Source organism: Pseudomonas alvandae (assembly GCF_019141525.1).
GTDB classification, from domain to species: Bacteria; Pseudomonadota; Gammaproteobacteria; order Pseudomonadales; family Pseudomonadaceae; genus Aquipseudomonas; species Aquipseudomonas alvandae.
Window position 1 is genome coordinate 5872987 of record NZ_CP077080.1, and the last position, 15631, is coordinate 5888617.

The following is a 15631-nucleotide window of genomic DNA, read 5'->3' on the forward strand; positions in this document are numbered from 1 at the left end:
AACGAGGCCTTCCAAAACGAAAAAAGGCGGCTGTCCATGGACAGTCGCCTTTTTTCATAGCCGAAACTTTAGCGCGGCATATTGCGCGCGTAAAAAATTTCCAGCATTTCGTGCTTGACCCGCTCTTCCACCTGCCCACGCTGTTCAGCAGACAGATTGCTCGTGGCGTCGCCGAACAGGTAGTTATCCAGCTCAAAGTCCTTGAGCAGCATTTTGGTGTGGAACAGGTTCTCCTGATACACGTTCACGTCCGTCATCTGGTACGCGTCGCGAGTGTCTTCGGAGAGGTAGTTCTGGATCGAATTGATCTCGTGATCGATGAAGTGCTTGTGGCCTTCCACGTCCCGGGTAAACCCACGTACGCGATAATCCACGGTCACGATATCGGAATCGAATTGGTGAATCAGGAAGTTGAGTGCCTTGAGCGGTGAAATGACCCCACAGGTCGACACGTCGATGTCCACTCGGAACGTAGCGATGCCATCCACTGGATGGATTTCCGGATAGGTGTGGACAGTGATATGGCTCTTGTCGAGGTGGGCCAGGATAATTTCAGGCAACGGGCCCGGGGACTCTTCGATTTGGCTGTCGGTCGGTGTCACCGGCTCTTCCGAAATCAAGATAGTCACGCTGGCGCCCTGGGGCTCATAGTCCTGACTTGCTATGTTCAGGATGTTGGCACCAATGATATCGACAACTTCCGTGAGAATCTGCGTGAGGCGCTTGGCGTTGTACTCTTTATTGATGTACTCGACGTAGGCCTGCTGGTCTTGCGGGGTTTCCGCATAGCAGATGTCATAGATGTTGAAGCTCAAGGTCTTTGTCAGGTTATTGAACCCATGGAGCTTGAGTTTGCTTTTCACCGTTTGAAAACTCTCTGTGTATTGCGGCCTGGCCGCGTGATCAAGCATGCCCGTCAGATGCGAACGACGCACCTGCGTAGGACGGTTAACACCTCTTCGCGATGGCGATTTTGGTTGTCTGTCCAGGCAAGGGACCGGCCGCAAGCCGATCACTGCCCTGAAAAAAGTGGCGCATTATGCAGACGTCAGCTTCTGATCGCCAGAGCTTGCACCGCTTTTGTGATGGTTGGATGTCGATTCAACCCAATTCGATGATTTCATAATCGTGAGTGATTTCAACACCGGCGGCGCCGAGCATGATCGAGGCCGAACAATATTTCTCGGCCGACAGCTCGATGGCGCGCTTGACCTGGGCCTCTTTCAGCCCCCGGCCCTTCACCACAAAGTGCATATGGATCTTGGTGAAAACCTTCGGATCCTCGGTCGCCCGCTCGGCTTCCAGGAAGGCTTCGCAACTTTCGACCGCTTGGCGCGACTTCTTGAGGATGCTGACCACATCGAAATTGCTGCAGCCACCAACACCCAGCAGCAGCATTTCCATTGGCCGAACACCCAGGTTCCGACCTCCGGCGTCCGGCGGGCCATCCATGACGACCACATGACCGCTGCCCGACTCACCGAGGAACATGGCTTCGCCAGCCCATTGGATGCGTGCCTTCATCGTCAAGACTCCACTGTCATAAAAAGGGGGCGCCAGCTTAGCACAGCCCCCGGTAATGGCTGCTCCCGCCTGAGGGCGCCCGGCGCAGATTACACTCGGTAAATTCTCAAATTAATTAAGACGCCTCTGTTAAGCTGGCGCCCAGTCGCTGGCGTATGGCCAGCTTTTGCGATAGCTATTCGCCTTCATAACAATCAGACCACCAAACCGCGCAGTTTTTCGGGACACAACCATGGTTGCCATTACTCCCACGTCCAAGATCAAGAATCTCGACAAGCTCTTGATGCATTGCCAGCGTCGCCGCTACCCCGCCAAGCACAACATCATTTGTGCGGGGGACCGTTCCGACACGCTGTTCTTCATCATCAAGGGATCAGTCACTATCCTGATCGAGGACGATGAAGGACGGGAGATGATCATCGCCTACCTCAATTCGGGGGACTTCTTCGGCGAGTTGGGTTTGTTCGAACAGGCCGGCAAGGAGCAAGAGCGCAGCGCTTGGGTGCGGGCGAAAGTCGAATGCGAAGTCGCAGAAATCGGCTACAGCAAATTTCGGGAGCTGTCGCAGCAGGATCCGGACATCCTTTTCGTCCTCAGCGGACAAATCGCACAGCGCCTGCGCAACACCACGCGCAAGGTAGGCGACCTCGCCTTCTTCGACGTAACCGGTCGTGTCGCCCGTTGCCTTTTGGACCTGTGCAAGCAGCCCGACGCCATGACCCACCCCGACGGGATGCAGATCAAAGTGACGCGTCAGGAAATCGGCCGCATTGTCGGCTGCTCCCGCGAGATGGTTGGACGTGTGCTCAAGGACCTGGAAGAACGCAACCTGGTCAGCGTCAAAGGCAAGACGATGGTGGTCTTCGGCACCCGCTAGAGACTGTCCAGCAGTTCCTGATACAAAGTCTCGAGTCGCTCCAGGGCGTGGGGCGCGGGAAATTTTTCATGAAGGGCAATATGGCTCTCGGCACGCACGCGTTGCTCCAGGCCACAGGCTTCATTGAAACGATTGACCGCCGCGACCATGGCTTCGCGCTCGTCGTCCAGCAGTAGTGCGCCATGCACCAGCCCTACCGGACGCTGCCCTCCCTTGCTCTGTCGCCAACGCTGGGCGGTGCCTACCATCTTCCGACCGTCCAGATTGACATTGAAGCGCCCATCACAAAAAGCGCCCGCCACTTCCCCTAGCGACGCCACCCCGCCCAATTCATCGAGCAACTGGCAGATGGGATCGCACAACCGACGATAGGCGGTTTCGATCCGCCCATGATCGCCTTCACTGCGTGGCGGTGCGTAGACCAGCGCGATATTGATCGTCGCAGCTGATTGAGGCACCGGCTCGCCGCCGGTTTCGCGCAGGAGTACCGGCCAGCCATGGGCGGCTGATACTTCGCAGGCGATGTCGAATCCCGGCAAGCGACTCAGGCGACGCGGCATGACCAGCGCGCGGTCATTCGGTTGCCAGAACAGCAAGCCGGACTCAGTGTCACCGGCGCAAACGCTCGCCAGCAAGTCCTGTTCGGCTTGCAAGCCGTTTTCGACAGTAAAGGAAATGGCGGGAGACATTCGTTCAGTCCAACGTCGAGCCAGTCACCGGAACGCTGCGCTCGGGAAAGAACAACCGTTGCAACTCCATGCCCGGGCTTTCGGCCCGCATGAACGCTTCGCCCACCAGGAACGAATACACGTCGCTGATTTCCATCAACTCGACATCGGCCCGGTTGAGGATGCCGCTTTCGGTGATGACCAGCCGATCACGGGGGATTCGCGGCAACAGGTCCAAGGTCGTTTCCAGGTTGACTTCGAAGGTGTGCAGGTTGCGATTGTTCACGCCGACCAGCTTGGTATCCAGGGTCTTGAGGGCCCGCTCCAGCTCTTCGCCATCGTGGACTTCCACCAGCACATCCAAGCCGACGCCCTTCGCAACCGCGGCCAACTCGGCCATCTTCACGTCGTCCAAGGCGGAAACGATCAACAGCACGCAATCGGCGCCCAAGGCCCGGGCCTCGACGATCTGGTACGGGTCGATCATGAAATCCTTGCGGATCACCGGCAGCTTGCATGCCGCCCGCGCCTGCTTGAGATAGTCGTCGGCGCCTTGGAAAAAATCCACATCGGTCAGCACCGAAAGGCAGGTCGCGCCGCCGTTCTCGTAGCTCTTGGCGATGTCGGCCGGAACGAAATGCTCGCGAATCACACCTTTGCTCGGGGAGGCCTTCTTGATTTCGGCAATCACCGCCGGCTGCTTCTTCTTCGCCTGTTCGATCAGCGCCTGGGCAAAGCCGCGAGGCGCATCGGCCGAACGTGCGAGGTTTTCCAACTCGGCCAAGCTGACCCGGGCACTGCGCTCGGCGACTTCCTGCTTCTTGCGAGCCAGAATGTTTTCCAGAACCGTTGGCACGCTCATCCTTCATTCTCCACTTTGAATACGGCGGTAAACGCGCCCAATTCTTCCAGTTTTTCACGGGCCAGGCCGGTGTGCAGCGCATCATGGGCGAGCTCGACACCTTGCTTGAGGCTGCTGGCATGATCGGCGGCGTACAACGCGGCACCCGCGTTGAGCACGATCATCTCGGCTGCCTTCTGGCCATTCTCGGTCTTACGGCGCCCCAAGGCATCGCGGATCAATTCCAGCGACTGGGCCGGGCCATCCACTGCCAGCCCATGGAGGCTCTGGCTCTTCATGCCCAGGTCCTCAGGTTCGACCCAGTATTGCGTAATCTGATCATTTTTTAGCTCAGCCACGAAGGTGGGCGCCGCCAGGCTGAACTCATCCAGGCCATCCTTCGAATGGACCACCAGCACGTGCTTGCTGCCCAGACGCTGCAATACCTCGGCCAGAGGCAGGCACAACGCCTCGCTGAACACTCCCACCACCTGATGCTTCACACCGGCCGGATTCGTAAGCGGGCCGAGCATATTGAACAGCGTGCGCAAGCCCAACTCCCGACGGGGCGCGGCGGCATGCTTCATGGCACTGTGGTGGGTCTGGGCGAACATGAAGCCGATGCCCACGCTATCGATACAGCGAGCCACCTGAACCGGGGTCAGGTTCAGGTAGATACCCGCAGCCTCCAGCAGGTCGGCACTGCCGCTCTTGCCCGAGACTGCACGGTTGCCATGCTTGGCGACAGTGCAACCCGCCGCAGCGACGACAAATGCCGAGGCGGTGGACACGTTGAAGATATTGGCACCATCACCGCCAGTCCCTACCACGTCCACCACGCCGTCCAGCGTCTTGAGTTCGACCTTGTCTGCCAGTTCCCGCATGGTGGTCACGGCGCCGACGATTTCGTCGATGCTCTCGCTCTTCATGCGCATGGCCATCATGAACGCACCAATCTGCGCATCCGTGCATTGGCCAGTCATGATTTCGCGCATCACGTCGCGCATTTCTTCGGTGCTCAGGTCGAGCTGGCCGACGATACGGTTCAGGGCTGTCTTGATATCCATGAAAAGTCCTTAGCGCGTGCCGCCGGTTTGTTTGAGGAAGTTGGCGAACAGCTCGTGGCCCTGTTCAGTGAGGATAGACTCAGGGTGGAATTGCACACCTTCGATATTTAACGTCTTGTGTCGCAACCCCATGATCTCGTCGACCGAACCGTCTTCGAGCTGGGTCCAGGCAGTCAACTCCAAGCAGTCGGGCAGCGTATCGTGCTTGACGACGAGGGAGTGGTAGCGGGTGACGGTAAGCGGATGATTCAGGCCTTCGAATACACCCTTGTCTTCATGAAACACCGGGCTGGTCTTGCCATGCATGACTTGACGGGCGCGCACTACATCGCCACCGAACGCCTGGCCGATCGACTGATGGCCCAGGCACACGCCGAGGATCGGCAGCTTGCCGGCAAAATACTTGATGGCTTCGATGGAAATGCCCGCTTCGGTCGGCGTACACGGGCCAGGGGAGACGACGATGCGCTCGGGCTTGAGGGCCTCGATTTCGGCGATGGTCAGCTCGTCGTTGCGCACCACCTTGACCTCGGCACCGAGTTCGCCAAGGTATTGCACAACGTTGTAGGTAAAGGAGTCGTAGTTATCGATCATCAGCAACATGGCGTAGCAACCTTTTGATTCACTGACTTTAAAAACGGCCGTTGGGGCGGGAAAGCCCTTGGCCACAGGTTGTCGAGGGAGGGCTTCAGTCGCCTGAAGTCTGCTCCGCCAACGCCACGGCACGGAACATCGCCCGACGCTTGTTCAGGGTTTCTTCCCACTCCAATGCCGGCACCGAGTCAGCAACGATGCCACCGCCAGCTTGTACGTGGAGTTCGCCGTTCTTGATGACCGCGGTACGAATCGCAATGGCGGTGTCCATGTTGCCGTTCCAGGCGAAGTAACCCACCGCCCCGCCGTACACACCGCGCTTGACCGGTTCCAGTTCGTCGATGATTTCCATCGCGCGGATTTTCGGTGCGCCCGACAACGTGCCGGCCGGCAGGATCGCCCTCAAGGCGTCCATGGCCGTCAACCCGGCTTTCAACTGCCCGGTAACGTTGGACACGATGTGCATCACGTTGGAATAGCGCTCGATGACCATTTTTTCGGTGAGTTTTACCGAACCGATCTCCGAGACACGCCCGGTGTCGTTGCGCCCCAGGTCGATCAGCATCAGGTGCTCGGCGATTTCCTTGTCGTCCGACAGCAGGTCCTCTTCGAGGGCCCGGTCCGCCTCTCCCGTGGCGCCACGGGGGCGAGTACCGGCGATCGGTCGCACGGTGATCAGGTTGTCTTCGACCCGCACCAGCACTTCCGGCGAACTGCCCACGACGTGGAAATCGCCGAAATTGAAGAAGTACATGTAGGGCGTCGGGTTGAAGCAGCGCAACGCCCGGTAGAGATCGATGGGCGCCGCCTTGAAGTCGATGGACATCCGTTGCGACGGCACCACTTGCATGCAGTCACCGGCAAGGATGTATTCCTTGATGGTATCGACGGCCCGTTCATAGTCATCCTGGGTGAAGCTGGAACGGAACACCGGATCGGCGGCCGACTGCTTGCTGAAATCCAGGCCTGGGCGCGGCGTGATCGGTTGACGGAGCTTTTCCAGCAGCGCCTGCAGACTTTTCTGACCTTGCTCGTAGGCATCTTCCTGGGACGGGTCTGCCAGGACAATCGCATGCATCTTGCCGGCGAGGTTATCGAAGACCACCACAGCGTCGGAGACCATCAGCAGGATGTCCGGCACGCCCAGCGGGTCAGGATTCGGGCAGGTGCCGAGACGTTTTTCCACGTAGCGCACGCAGTCGTAGCCGAAATATCCGACCAGGCCACCGTTGAAACGGGGCAGTCCCGGGATGGTTGGCACGTTGTAGCGGGCCTTGAAGGATTCGACGAACGCCAGCGGATCCTCGACGTCGAGGCTTTCGATCTCGACGCCGTCGTGGGTCACGCTGATGCGATGGCCATGCACCCGCAGCACCGTACGGCACGGCAAGCCAATCATGGAATAACGGCCCCATTTCTCGCCGCCCTGCACCGATTCGAGCAGGTAGGAGTTGGGCTGGTCGGCCAGCTTGAGGTAGATCGACAGCGGCGTGTCGAAGTCGGCCAGGGTTTCGCAGGCGAGCGGGATGCGGTTGTAGCCGGCAGCGGCTAGACGCAGGAATTCTTCGCGGATCATGGGGTGCCTCGTGGCAAGAGGAGCTGACAGTCAGGTATGCAAACGCGCCGGATAACCGGCCAGGATCAAGTCAGGCGCGCCAACGCCAGCGGGCCAGGGCCTTCATGACTTTCATCCAGAGTTTGCGAGTGACCACCACGATGGCGTTTCCAGAAGAGGATTGAACAGCGTCGGGCAACGTTATCTCAGCGGCCGGGTCCAGGCAACCGGGAATTAACAGACGCAAGTCATCGATCACCAACGTCGGAAACTCTTCGGCGATCGGCCGGCCATGGTTATAACCGTAGCTCAACGCCACGCACTTGACGCCTGCCGCTTTCGCCGCCAGTACATCGCTGCGCGAATCACCGACGAACAACGACTGTGAGGCCGGGATGTTGGCCATTTTCATCACGAAGAACAGCGCCGCAGGGTCGGGTTTTTTCTGCGGCAACGTATCGCCGCCGATGATCCAGCGGAAATAACGGCCGATTTTCATCTGGTCCAGCAGCGGCGCGACGAAGCGCTCCGGCTTGTTGGTGATCAGCGCCATTTCCACGCCTTGCTTGTGCAGCCATTTGAGCGCGGAACGCACACCGGGGTAGACCACGGTCAGTTCGTGGTTGCCTTCGTAGGCTTCATTGAACAGTTCCATCGCCCGTTCGGCTTCGGCTTCATCGACGCCTTGGGCATCGATGTGGTTGGCCAGGGCCCGACGCACCAGCATCGGCGCACCGTTGCCCACCCACTGGCGCACCGCGTCGATGCCGGCGGGTGGGCGTCCGAGCTTGAGCAGCATGCTGTCCACGGCGGCCGCGAGATCCGGTACCGAATCGACCAGCGTGCCATCCAGGTCGAACATCACCAGGCGCGGCAGGCTGCCGGGAAACAGCTGCTCGAAGCCGCTCATGGACGCGCCAGGGCCAGTTCGGCGCGCATTTTTGCAATCACCTCCTGGTAGTTCGGCGCGTTGAAGATCGCCGAACCGGCGACAAAGGTGTCGGCGCCGGCCGCAGCGATTTCACGGATATTGTTCACGTTCACGCCGCCGTCGATTTCCAGGCGGATGTCACGCCCAGAGGCATCGATCAATGCGCGAGCTTCACGCAGCTTGTCGAGGGTGCCCGGGATGAATTTCTGCCCGCCGAAGCCAGGGTTGACGCTCATCAGCAGGACCATGTCGACCTTGTCCATCACGTATTTCAATACGTCCAGCGGCGTAGCCGGGTTGAATACCAGGCCGGCCTTGCAACCGCCTTCGCGGATCAGTTGCAGGGAGCGATCAACATGCAGCGTGGCTTCCGGGTGGAAGGTGATGTAGGTCGCGCCCGCCTCGATGAAATCACCGACGATGCGGTCCACCGGGCTGACCATCAGGTGCGCGTCGATCGGCGCGGTGATGCCGTACTTGCGCAGCGCCGCGCAGACCATCGGGCCGATGGTCAGGTTGGGTACATAGTGGTTGTCCATGACATCGAAGTGCACGATGTCGGCCCCGGCGGCCAGAACGTTGTCCACTTCCTCGCCCAGGCGGGCGAAGTCGGCGGAGAGAATCGACGGAGCAATAGCGAAGGGCTGCATGACGCACCTGTTTTGAGCGAAATCACGATGGCGCGCATTGTATACCTCAAGATTTGGCGCGCCCACCGTGACAGTCGATCAATACGCCGCGCGGTAGATCTTCTCGATATCGGCGGCGCTCAGTTGGCGCGGATTGTTGCGCATCAGGCGCTCGATCCCCGCAGCCTCCACCGCCATGGACGGGATCACGTCCTCGGTCACGCCCAGGCCGCTCAGGCCTTGGGGGATCTGCACCGCGGCGCACAAGGCGACCATCGCATCGACAGCCTCGTCAGCGGCTTCAAGGTCGCTCAGGTGAGCGGTCCTGATGCCCATGGCCTCGGCGATGTCGCGCATGCGCTCGACACAGGCCATTTTGTTCCACTCCATTACATAGGGCAGCAGCAACGCATTGGCGACCCCGTGGGATACATGGAAACGCCCGCCCAACGGATAAGCCAGCGCATGCACCGCCCCCACCCCGGCATTGCCGAACGCCATGCCGGCCATCAGGCTGGCGGTGGCCATGTCTTCGCGGGCTTGCAGATGGTTAGGGTTGGCGTAGGCCTTGGGCAGAGCCCGGGTGATCAGCTTGATTGCGCCAATGGCCAGTGCATCGGTAATCGGCGAGGCGTTGAGCGACAGGTAGGCCTCGATGGCATGCGCCAGCGCGTCGACGCCACTGGCAGCCGTTACGCCGCGCGGGCATGTGAGGGTCATCTGCGGGCTGACCAGCGCCACATCCGGCAACAGATAATCGCTGACGATGCCTTTTTTCAGCTGGGCGGCCTTGTCGGAGAGGATCGCCACGTTGGTCACTTCCGAACCGGTACCGGCGGTGGTAGGAATGGCGATCATCGGCGGGCCTTTGCGCGGCACCTGATCGACACCGAACATATCCTGCAGCTCGCCGTGGTAACCGGCGTAGACGCCCACGCACTTGGCGATATCGATGGCACTGCCGCCGCCCAGGCCGATCAGTCCATCATGGCCACCGTCGCGGTAGGCTTGCATGCAATCTTCGACGATGGCGATTTCCGGGTCTGGCATGACCCGGTCGAAAATCTCGTAGTCGCGTCCGCCCAGGTGCTGCAGCGCCAGTTCCACCGTGCCGGACTTGACCAGCGCTGCGTCGGTCACGATCAGTGGATTGTCGACGTCCAGGCGCGTCAACTCGGCGGCCAGTTGCTCGATGGCAGCGGCACCGGTGATCAGTTTGTGGGCGATCTTGAATGAGGAAAGACTCATGTGCGCGGCCTCTTGTTCGAGTATGGGCTGGCACAAGGATAGCTCGGGATTGAGGGTTGGCTGCGATTGAGCTCAGATACACCGCAAATTCAATGTGGGAGCGGGCTTGCTCGCGAAAGCGGCGGAACATTCAACATTTATGTCGACTGATACACCGCTTTCGCGAGCAAGCCCGCTCCCACAGGGCCAACGCAGGCCGTCAGGCTTGGGTGGTGCGCAGCTTCTCGCTACGCCCACGCAACCACTCCAGGGTCAGCAGCAGGATCACCGAGAAGGCAATCAGCAACGTCGCCGCCGCCGCGATGGTGGGGCTGAGGTTTTCGCGGATACCGCTGAACATCTGCCGTGGCAACGTTGCCTGCTCGGGGCCGGCCAGGAACAGGGTTACGACCACCTCGTCAAACGACGTCGCGAAGGCGAACAGCGCTCCAGAGATCACGCCTGGGGCGATCAACGGCAGGGTCACCCGACGAAACGCCGTCAATGGCGACGCCCCGAGACTTGCAGCTGCCCGGACGAGGTTGTGGTTGAAACCCTGCAGCGTCGCCGAGACCGTGATGATGACGAACGGTACGCCCAGCACGGCGTGGACGATGATCAAGGAGAAGAAGCTGTTACCCATGCCCAGCGGTGCGAAAAACAGGTAGCTCGCCACGCCGATGATCACCACCGGTACCACCATCGGGGAAATCACCAGTGCCATCACCAGCGCCTTGCCCGGGAAATCGCCGCGAGTCAGGCCAATGGCCGCCAGCGTACCGAAGATCATCGCCAGCAATGTAGCCGCCGGGGCAACGATGATGCTGTTCTTCAAGGCCCGCATCCACTCCGCCGAAGCGAAGAAGTCGTGATACCACTGCAACGAAAAGCCCTGCAGCGGATAGACCAGGAAGCTGCCGGAGTTGAACGACAACGGAATGATCACCAGCACCGGCAGGATCAGGAACAACAGGACCAGCCCGCAAAGTATGCGCAAGCTGTAGAACCACACCCGTTCGACGGGGGACATGTAAGGACTCAGCATTTCAGATCTCCCCTTAGCTCAGGCGCAGGCGACTGGCGCCCACCAGCCAGCTGTAAATCAGATAAAGCACGATGGTCGCGAGCAACAGCAGCCCGCCGAGCGCCGTCGCCATGCCCCAGTTGATGCTGGTGTTGGTGTAGAACGCGACGAAATAGCTGACCATCTGGTCGTTCGGACTGCCCAGCAGCGCCGGGGTGATGTAGTAGCCGATGGCAAGGATGAACACCAACAGGCACCCGGCGCCGACACCTGCATAGGTCTGCGGGAAGTAGACCCGCCAGAAACTGGCAAACGGGTGGCAGCCCAGGGAAATCGCCGCCCGCATGTAGGTGGGCGAGATGCCCTTCATCACGCTGTAGATCGGCAGGATCATGAACGGCAGCAGGATGTGGACCATCGAGATGTAGACGCCGGTGCGGTTGAACACCAGCTCCAGCGGTTTATCGATGACACCCATGGCCATCAACGCGCTGTTGATCAACCCACCGGACTGCAGCAGCACGATCCACGCCGCCACCCGCACCAGGATCGAAGTCCAGAACGGCAGCAGCACCAGGATCATCAGCAGGTTGCTTTGACGCGACGGCAGGTTCGCCAGCAGGTAGGCCAGCGGATAGGCAAGTACCAGGCAGATCGCGGTGATCACCAGGCCCATCCAGAAAGTACGGGTGAAGATGTCCAGGTAGATCGCCTGGTCGGGGGTGGCTGGCGCCAGTTCGCCGAGATCGTCGATGCGGTGGTCGACAGCCGCCAACAGGTAATACGGCGTGACGTTACTGGTGTTGCGGCGGATCACTTGCCAGTACGCCGGATCGCCCCAACGCTCGTCGAGGCCTTCCAATGCTTCTTTATAAGAGGCGGGCTCAGTCGCGAACGGCAGCGCCCGGGCCGTTTTCGTCAGCAGGCTGCGATAGCCGGCCGATTCCATGTTCAGTCGCTTGGACAAGTCGCCCAGCGTTTGATTTTTGCGGGCTTCAGCCAGATCTTCGCTGGCAGCCTTGTACACCGGCTCGCCGGGCAAACCACGTCCGTCCCAGGCAGCGACGGCAGCGACGGTGCGCGGCATGGCGCCCACGACTTCCGGGTTGCTGACGCTTTTGAACAGCAGCGCGACGATCGGCACCAGGAACACCAGCAGCAGAAACAGTACCAGCGGCGCGATCAGGGCCTGGGCCTTCCAGCGGTTGACCCGCTCGGCGCGCTTGAGCCGCTGCTTGAGTGTGGGGCTGGTGCCCGCGTTCATTGGAACGGCGATGGCCATGGCGAACTCCGCAAATCTTCTTGATCGTTACAGGGGCGGCGAGCCGCCTCTGTTCTTTTGAAACACCCGGGTCGATGAAAGAGCCTGTGGGAGCGAGCTTGCTCGCGATGGCTGCGGCACATTCAAGATTGATGTGCCTGACAGACCGCTATCGCGAGCAAGCTCGCTCCCACATGGATCTCGTCCAGTTTCAGACCGTCGGGTTACTTCGCCGCCCAGGAGTTGAAGCGCTGCTCCAGTTGCTCGCCGTTGTCAGCCCAGAAGCTGACGTCGATCTGCACTTGGTTGGCGATGTTTTCCGGGGTGGTCGGCATGTCTTTCAGGACATCCTTGGCGAGCAACGGCACGGCCTGGGTGTTGGCCGGGCCGTAGGCGATGTTTTCCGAGTAGGTCTTCTGCTGCTGCGGAGCCACCGAGAAGGCGATGAATTTCTTCGCAGCTTCGGCGCGGGTCTTGTCCAGGCCACGCGGGATGGCCCAGGCGTCGAAGTCGTAGATGCCGCCGTTCCACACCACTTTCAGATTGCTTTCTTTCTGTACCGCGGCGATCCGGCCGTTGTAGGCCGAGCTCATGACCACGTCACCGGAAGCGAGGTATTGCGGCGGCTGGGCGCCGGCTTCCCACCACTGGATGTTTGGCTTGAGTTCGTCGAGTTTCTTGAATGCGCGGTCCTGGCCATCTTTGCCGGCCAGCACTTTGTAGACGTCTTTCGGCGCTACGCCGTCGGCCATCAGGGCGAATTCCAAGGTGTACTTGGCGCCCTTGCGCAGGCCGCGCTTGCCGGGGAATTGCTTGGTGTCCCAGAAGTCGGCCCAACTGGTCGGGGCGGTCTTGAGTTTGTCGGCGTTGTAGGCCAGCACGGTCGACCATACGAAGAACCCTACGCCGCAAGGCTGGATGGCGCCCTTGACGTAATCTTCAGCTTTGCCGAACAGGGCCGGATCCAGTTGTTCGAACATGTCCTCGTCACAACCACGGGACAATTCCGGCGACTCGACTTCCACCAGGTCCCAGGAAACGCTCTTGGTATCGACCATGGCCTTGACCTTGGCCATTTCGCCGTTGTATTCGCCCGCCACGATCTTGCCGTTGCCGGCCGCTTCCCACGGTGCGTAGAAGGCTTTGACCTGAGCCGCCTTGTTCGCCCCGCCGAAAGACACCACGGTCAGGTCCGGGCCCGCCGCCATCGCGCTTGCCGCACCCATCATGCCCAGTGTCAGGGCTGTGAACTTCAGGGATCTCAACATTTATTGTTCTCTCCACGTGCAGGGTTGGTGTTGGTACAGCAGGGGGCGATCAGTTCGCCTCTAGAAGGGGATCGAGCGCACGCACATGCTCGACTTGCCAGCCAAGCGGAACCACGTCCCCGACGGCGAGCGCGGGATCGAGCTCGGCAATCGGCTGTTTCACGAAGAAGTCATTCTTGCCGCAGACTTCCAGGCGAACCCGGACGTGGTCGCCCAGATAGATGAATTCCGCCACCCTCCCTGAGAAGCGGTTGACACATTGTTCGCTGGAGCCGTTAAGGCTTACCCGCTCCGGCCGGATCGACAGCGTGACCGGCTCACCAGGCTTGCCGACATTGACGGCCAGGGCCTCGACTTTCTCTCCGCGCCCCAGCTCCACCAGGCAGCGATCGCCGGTCTGGCTGTGCAGGCGTCCATTGAGGCGGTTGTTTTCGCCGATGAAGTTGGCGACGAAGGTGTTTTTCGGTTCTTCGTAGAGTGTGCGCGGCGGGGCAATCTGCTGGATCTCGCCCTGGTGGAACACGGCTACGCGGTCGGACATGGTCAGGGCTTCGCCCTGGTCGTGGGTCACGTAGACCACGGTCACGCCGAGGCGCTGGTGCAGATGCTTGATTTCCATCTGCATGTGTTCGCGCAATTGCTTGTCCAACGCGCCGAGAGGCTCATCCATCAGGACCAACTGCGGTTCGAACACCAGCGCCCGGGCCAGGGCCACCCGCTGCTGCTGGCCGCCGGACAACTGTGCGGGATAGCGTTGGGCAAAGCTGTCCAACTGCACCATGCTCAGGACACGCTTGACCCGGTCACCGACGTCGCTCTTGTTCAAGCCGCGCACGGTCAAGGGAAAGGCCAGGTTCTCGGCCACGGTCATGTGCGGGAACAACGCGTAGTTCTGGAACACCATGCCGATGTCGCGTTTGTGCGGTGGCACGTTGTTGATGGAGCGACCGGCCAACTGGATCTCGCCAGCGGTCGGGGTCTCGAAACCGGCGAGCATCATCAGGCTGGTGGTCTTGCCCGAGCCGGAGGGGCCGAGCAGGGTCAGGAATTCGCCTTTGCGAATGTCCAGGTTGAGGTCCTTGACGATCAGGTTCTCGCCGTCGTAGCTCTTTTGCACACCACGAAAGCTGACCAGCACATCGCTGGTCCCCGCGCTTGAATCGACCTGGCTCATACCCGCACCTTTTGTATTGATGACTGCTTGTGAATCAAGCCTAGTGGAGCCTGGGGCCCGCGCAAATCGGGGCGCAGGAGAGAATCGCCTCAGCCGGATGGAAGAGTCGGGGTAGGGATTGCCCTACACGGATGGCGGGATTGGATAAATGCAGCGGTGGGTTTCGAGCGGCGAGCTGCAAGTAGGGGCAAAAGCGCTGCTGGGGCGTGTCGCAAATGGATATGCCAACACTAACCCTGTGGGAGCGAGCTTGCTCGCGATGGCGGTCTGTCAGCTACCTATGTGCTGAATGATCTGACGCTATCGCGAGCAAGCTCCCTCCCACAAGGGGACGATGATGGGGGTCAGAGCAACTTGTGCTCCATCGCGTATTTCACCAATTCGGCCAGCGAGGTGATGTTGAGCTTCTGCATCAGCCGTGCCTTGTGGGTGCTGATGGTCTTGCTGCTCAAGGCCAACTGCTGGGCTATGTCGTTGACGTTGGCGCCCTGGGCGAGGCGTTCGAAGACCGAAAATTCGCGCTCCGACAACAGGGAGTGCAGCGGCCGGGCGTCGGTCAGGCCAACTTCGAAGACCATGCGGTCGGCCAGGTCCGGATCAATGTAGCGCCCGCCCGCGGCGACCTTGCGAATCGCCATGAGCAGCAAGGCCGGGTCGCTGTCCTTGGTGGCGTAGCCGGCGGCACCGACCTTCAGGGCGCGCGCGGCCATTTGCGCCTCGTCATGCATCGACAGCACCAGGATCGCCGGCGGATTGTTCAGCGCCCGGATCCGTGGGATCGCCTCCAGGCCATTGACCCCCGGCATGGAAATATCCAGCAACACCACTTCGCAGGGCACGTGGCGCAGGGTCTCGAGCAACTGTTCGCCATTGCTCGCCTCCCCCACCACCACCAGATCCTTGGCCAGGCCGATCAACTGCTTGATGCCTTCGCGGACAATGGTGTGGTCTTCGGCTACCAGTACACGGATCACGTTCTTCTCCAGGTTCA

16 protein-coding genes are annotated in these 15631 nt (G+C 60.4%); 1 reads left to right on the forward strand and 15 read right to left on the reverse strand.

What is annotated here, in order from left to right; translation table 11 throughout:
• Positions 1 to 68: 68 nt before the first annotated feature.
• Both speD and KSS97_RS26310 read right to left on the reverse strand, forming a co-directional pair.
• Positions 69 to 863, reverse strand: a complete 795-nt coding sequence (gene speD, locus KSS97_RS26305; protein WP_181287400.1) for an adenosylmethionine decarboxylase — start codon at positions 861 to 863, stop codon at positions 69 to 71.
• A gap of 238 nt (positions 864 to 1101) precedes the next feature.
• The gene (locus tag KSS97_RS26310) at positions 1102 to 1524 is read right to left on the reverse strand and encodes an OsmC family protein (protein WP_008061600.1); all 423 of its coding nucleotides are present in this window, start codon (positions 1522 to 1524) and stop codon (positions 1102 to 1104) included.
• A gap of 232 nt (positions 1525 to 1756) precedes the next feature.
• Here KSS97_RS26310 and crp point away from each other — a divergent pair, with 232 nt between their 5' ends.
• Complete coding sequence (gene crp, locus KSS97_RS26315; RefSeq protein ID WP_030139205.1) at positions 1757 to 2401, forward strand: cAMP-activated global transcriptional regulator CRP; 645 nt, start codon at positions 1757 to 1759, stop codon at positions 2399 to 2401.
• On the opposite strand, the gene KSS97_RS26320 is transcribed toward crp, so the two are convergent.
• From KSS97_RS26320 to KSS97_RS26380, 13 genes are all read right to left on the reverse strand, one after another.
• Positions 2398 to 3090, reverse strand: coding sequence for a lipoate--protein ligase family protein (locus KSS97_RS26320; protein WP_217860470.1), 693 nt, complete (start codon positions 3088 to 3090; stop codon positions 2398 to 2400). The genes crp and KSS97_RS26320 overlap by 4 nt on opposite strands.
• Before the next feature lie 4 nt (positions 3091 to 3094).
• Entirely contained in the window at positions 3095 to 3931 is an 837-nt protein-coding gene (trpC, locus tag KSS97_RS26325; protein ID WP_217860471.1) for an indole-3-glycerol phosphate synthase TrpC, read from the reverse strand.
• Positions 3928 to 4977, reverse strand: a complete 1050-nt coding sequence (gene trpD, locus KSS97_RS26330; RefSeq protein ID WP_217860472.1) for an anthranilate phosphoribosyltransferase — start codon at positions 4975 to 4977, stop codon at positions 3928 to 3930. Before trpD ends, trpC begins: the two co-directional genes overlap by 4 nt.
• A gap of 9 nt (positions 4978 to 4986) precedes the next feature.
• The gene (locus KSS97_RS26335; RefSeq protein WP_202334999.1) at positions 4987 to 5580 is read right to left on the reverse strand and encodes an aminodeoxychorismate/anthranilate synthase component II; all 594 of its coding nucleotides are present in this window, start codon (positions 5578 to 5580) and stop codon (positions 4987 to 4989) included.
• Between the two features lie 85 nt (positions 5581 to 5665).
• Complete coding sequence (gene trpE, locus KSS97_RS26340) at positions 5666 to 7147, reverse strand: anthranilate synthase component I (protein ID WP_030139210.1); 1482 nt, start codon at positions 7145 to 7147, stop codon at positions 5666 to 5668.
• 70 nt (positions 7148 to 7217) lie between these two features.
• On the reverse strand, positions 7218 to 8036 hold the full coding sequence (locus KSS97_RS26345; protein ID WP_030139211.1) for a phosphoglycolate phosphatase: 819 nt from the start codon (positions 8034 to 8036) through the stop codon (positions 7218 to 7220).
• A complete protein-coding gene (gene rpe, locus KSS97_RS26350) occupies positions 8033 to 8707 on the reverse strand; it encodes a ribulose-phosphate 3-epimerase (RefSeq protein WP_202334998.1) in 675 nt (224 codons plus the stop codon). The genes KSS97_RS26345 and rpe overlap by 4 nt, the downstream gene beginning before the upstream one ends.
• Positions 8708 to 8785: 78 nt before the next feature.
• Positions 8786 to 9934: an iron-containing alcohol dehydrogenase gene (locus tag KSS97_RS26355; protein ID WP_217860473.1), complete on the reverse strand. Its 1149-nt coding sequence runs from the start codon at positions 9932 to 9934 to the stop codon at positions 8786 to 8788.
• A 199-nt stretch (positions 9935 to 10133) separates the two neighbouring features.
• A complete protein-coding gene (locus tag KSS97_RS26360) occupies positions 10134 to 10958 on the reverse strand; it encodes an ABC transporter permease (RefSeq protein WP_217860474.1) in 825 nt (274 codons plus the stop codon).
• A 13-nt stretch (positions 10959 to 10971) separates the two neighbouring features.
• Positions 10972 to 12219: an ABC transporter permease gene (locus KSS97_RS26365; RefSeq protein ID WP_198797827.1), complete on the reverse strand. Its 1248-nt coding sequence runs from the start codon at positions 12217 to 12219 to the stop codon at positions 10972 to 10974.
• Positions 12220 to 12422: 203 nt separating this feature from the next.
• Positions 12423 to 13466 (reverse strand): ABC transporter substrate-binding protein, encoded by a 1044-nt coding sequence (locus tag KSS97_RS26370; protein WP_003206153.1) that lies wholly within the window; start codon positions 13464 to 13466, stop codon positions 12423 to 12425.
• Between the two features lie 49 nt (positions 13467 to 13515).
• Entirely contained in the window at positions 13516 to 14640 is a 1125-nt protein-coding gene (locus tag KSS97_RS26375; protein ID WP_030139216.1) for an ABC transporter ATP-binding protein, read from the reverse strand.
• 344 nt (positions 14641 to 14984) lie between these two features.
• Positions 14985 to 15614 (reverse strand): response regulator, encoded by a 630-nt coding sequence (locus KSS97_RS26380; RefSeq protein WP_122566692.1) that lies wholly within the window; start codon positions 15612 to 15614, stop codon positions 14985 to 14987.
• Positions 15615 to 15631: the final 17 nt, after the last annotated feature.

What these genes read in the sequence shown, in the direction of transcription:
- KSS97_RS26310 (WP_008061600.1), bottom strand. Translation starts at nt 1,524, where the DNA reads ATGAAGGCACGCATCCAATGGGCTGGCGAAGCCATGTTCCTCGGTGAG.
- crp (WP_030139205.1), top strand. Translation starts at nt 1,757, where the DNA reads ATGGTTGCCATTACTCCCACGTCCAAGATCAAGAATCTCGACAAGCTC.
- KSS97_RS26320 (WP_217860470.1), bottom strand. Translation starts at nt 3,090, where the DNA reads ATGTCTCCCGCCATTTCCTTTACTGTCGAAAACGGCTTGCAAGCCGAA.
- trpC (WP_217860471.1), bottom strand. Translation starts at nt 3,931, where the DNA reads ATGAGCGTGCCAACGGTTCTGGAAAACATTCTGGCTCGCAAGAAGCAG.
- trpD (WP_217860472.1), bottom strand. Translation starts at nt 4,977, where the DNA reads ATGGATATCAAGACAGCCCTGAACCGTATCGTCGGCCAGCTCGACCTG.
- KSS97_RS26335 (WP_202334999.1), bottom strand. Translation starts at nt 5,580, where the DNA reads ATGTTGCTGATGATCGATAACTACGACTCCTTTACCTACAACGTTGTG.
- trpE (WP_030139210.1), bottom strand. Translation starts at nt 7,147, where the DNA reads ATGATCCGCGAAGAATTCCTGCGTCTAGCCGCTGCCGGCTACAACCGC.
- KSS97_RS26345 (WP_030139211.1), bottom strand. Translation starts at nt 8,036, where the DNA reads ATGAGCGGCTTCGAGCAGCTGTTTCCCGGCAGCCTGCCGCGCCTGGTG.
- rpe (WP_202334998.1), bottom strand. Translation starts at nt 8,707, where the DNA reads ATGCAGCCCTTCGCTATTGCTCCGTCGATTCTCTCCGCCGACTTCGCC.
- KSS97_RS26355 (WP_217860473.1), bottom strand. Translation starts at nt 9,934, where the DNA reads ATGAGTCTTTCCTCATTCAAGATCGCCCACAAACTGATCACCGGTGCC.
- KSS97_RS26360 (WP_217860474.1), bottom strand. Translation starts at nt 10,958, where the DNA reads ATGCTGAGTCCTTACATGTCCCCCGTCGAACGGGTGTGGTTCTACAGC.
- KSS97_RS26365 (WP_198797827.1), bottom strand. Translation starts at nt 12,219, where the DNA reads ATGGCCATCGCCGTTCCAATGAACGCGGGCACCAGCCCCACACTCAAG.
- KSS97_RS26370 (WP_003206153.1), bottom strand. Translation starts at nt 13,466, where the DNA reads ATGTTGAGATCCCTGAAGTTCACAGCCCTGACACTGGGCATGATGGGT.
- KSS97_RS26375 (WP_030139216.1), bottom strand. Translation starts at nt 14,640, where the DNA reads ATGAGCCAGGTCGATTCAAGCGCGGGGACCAGCGATGTGCTGGTCAGC.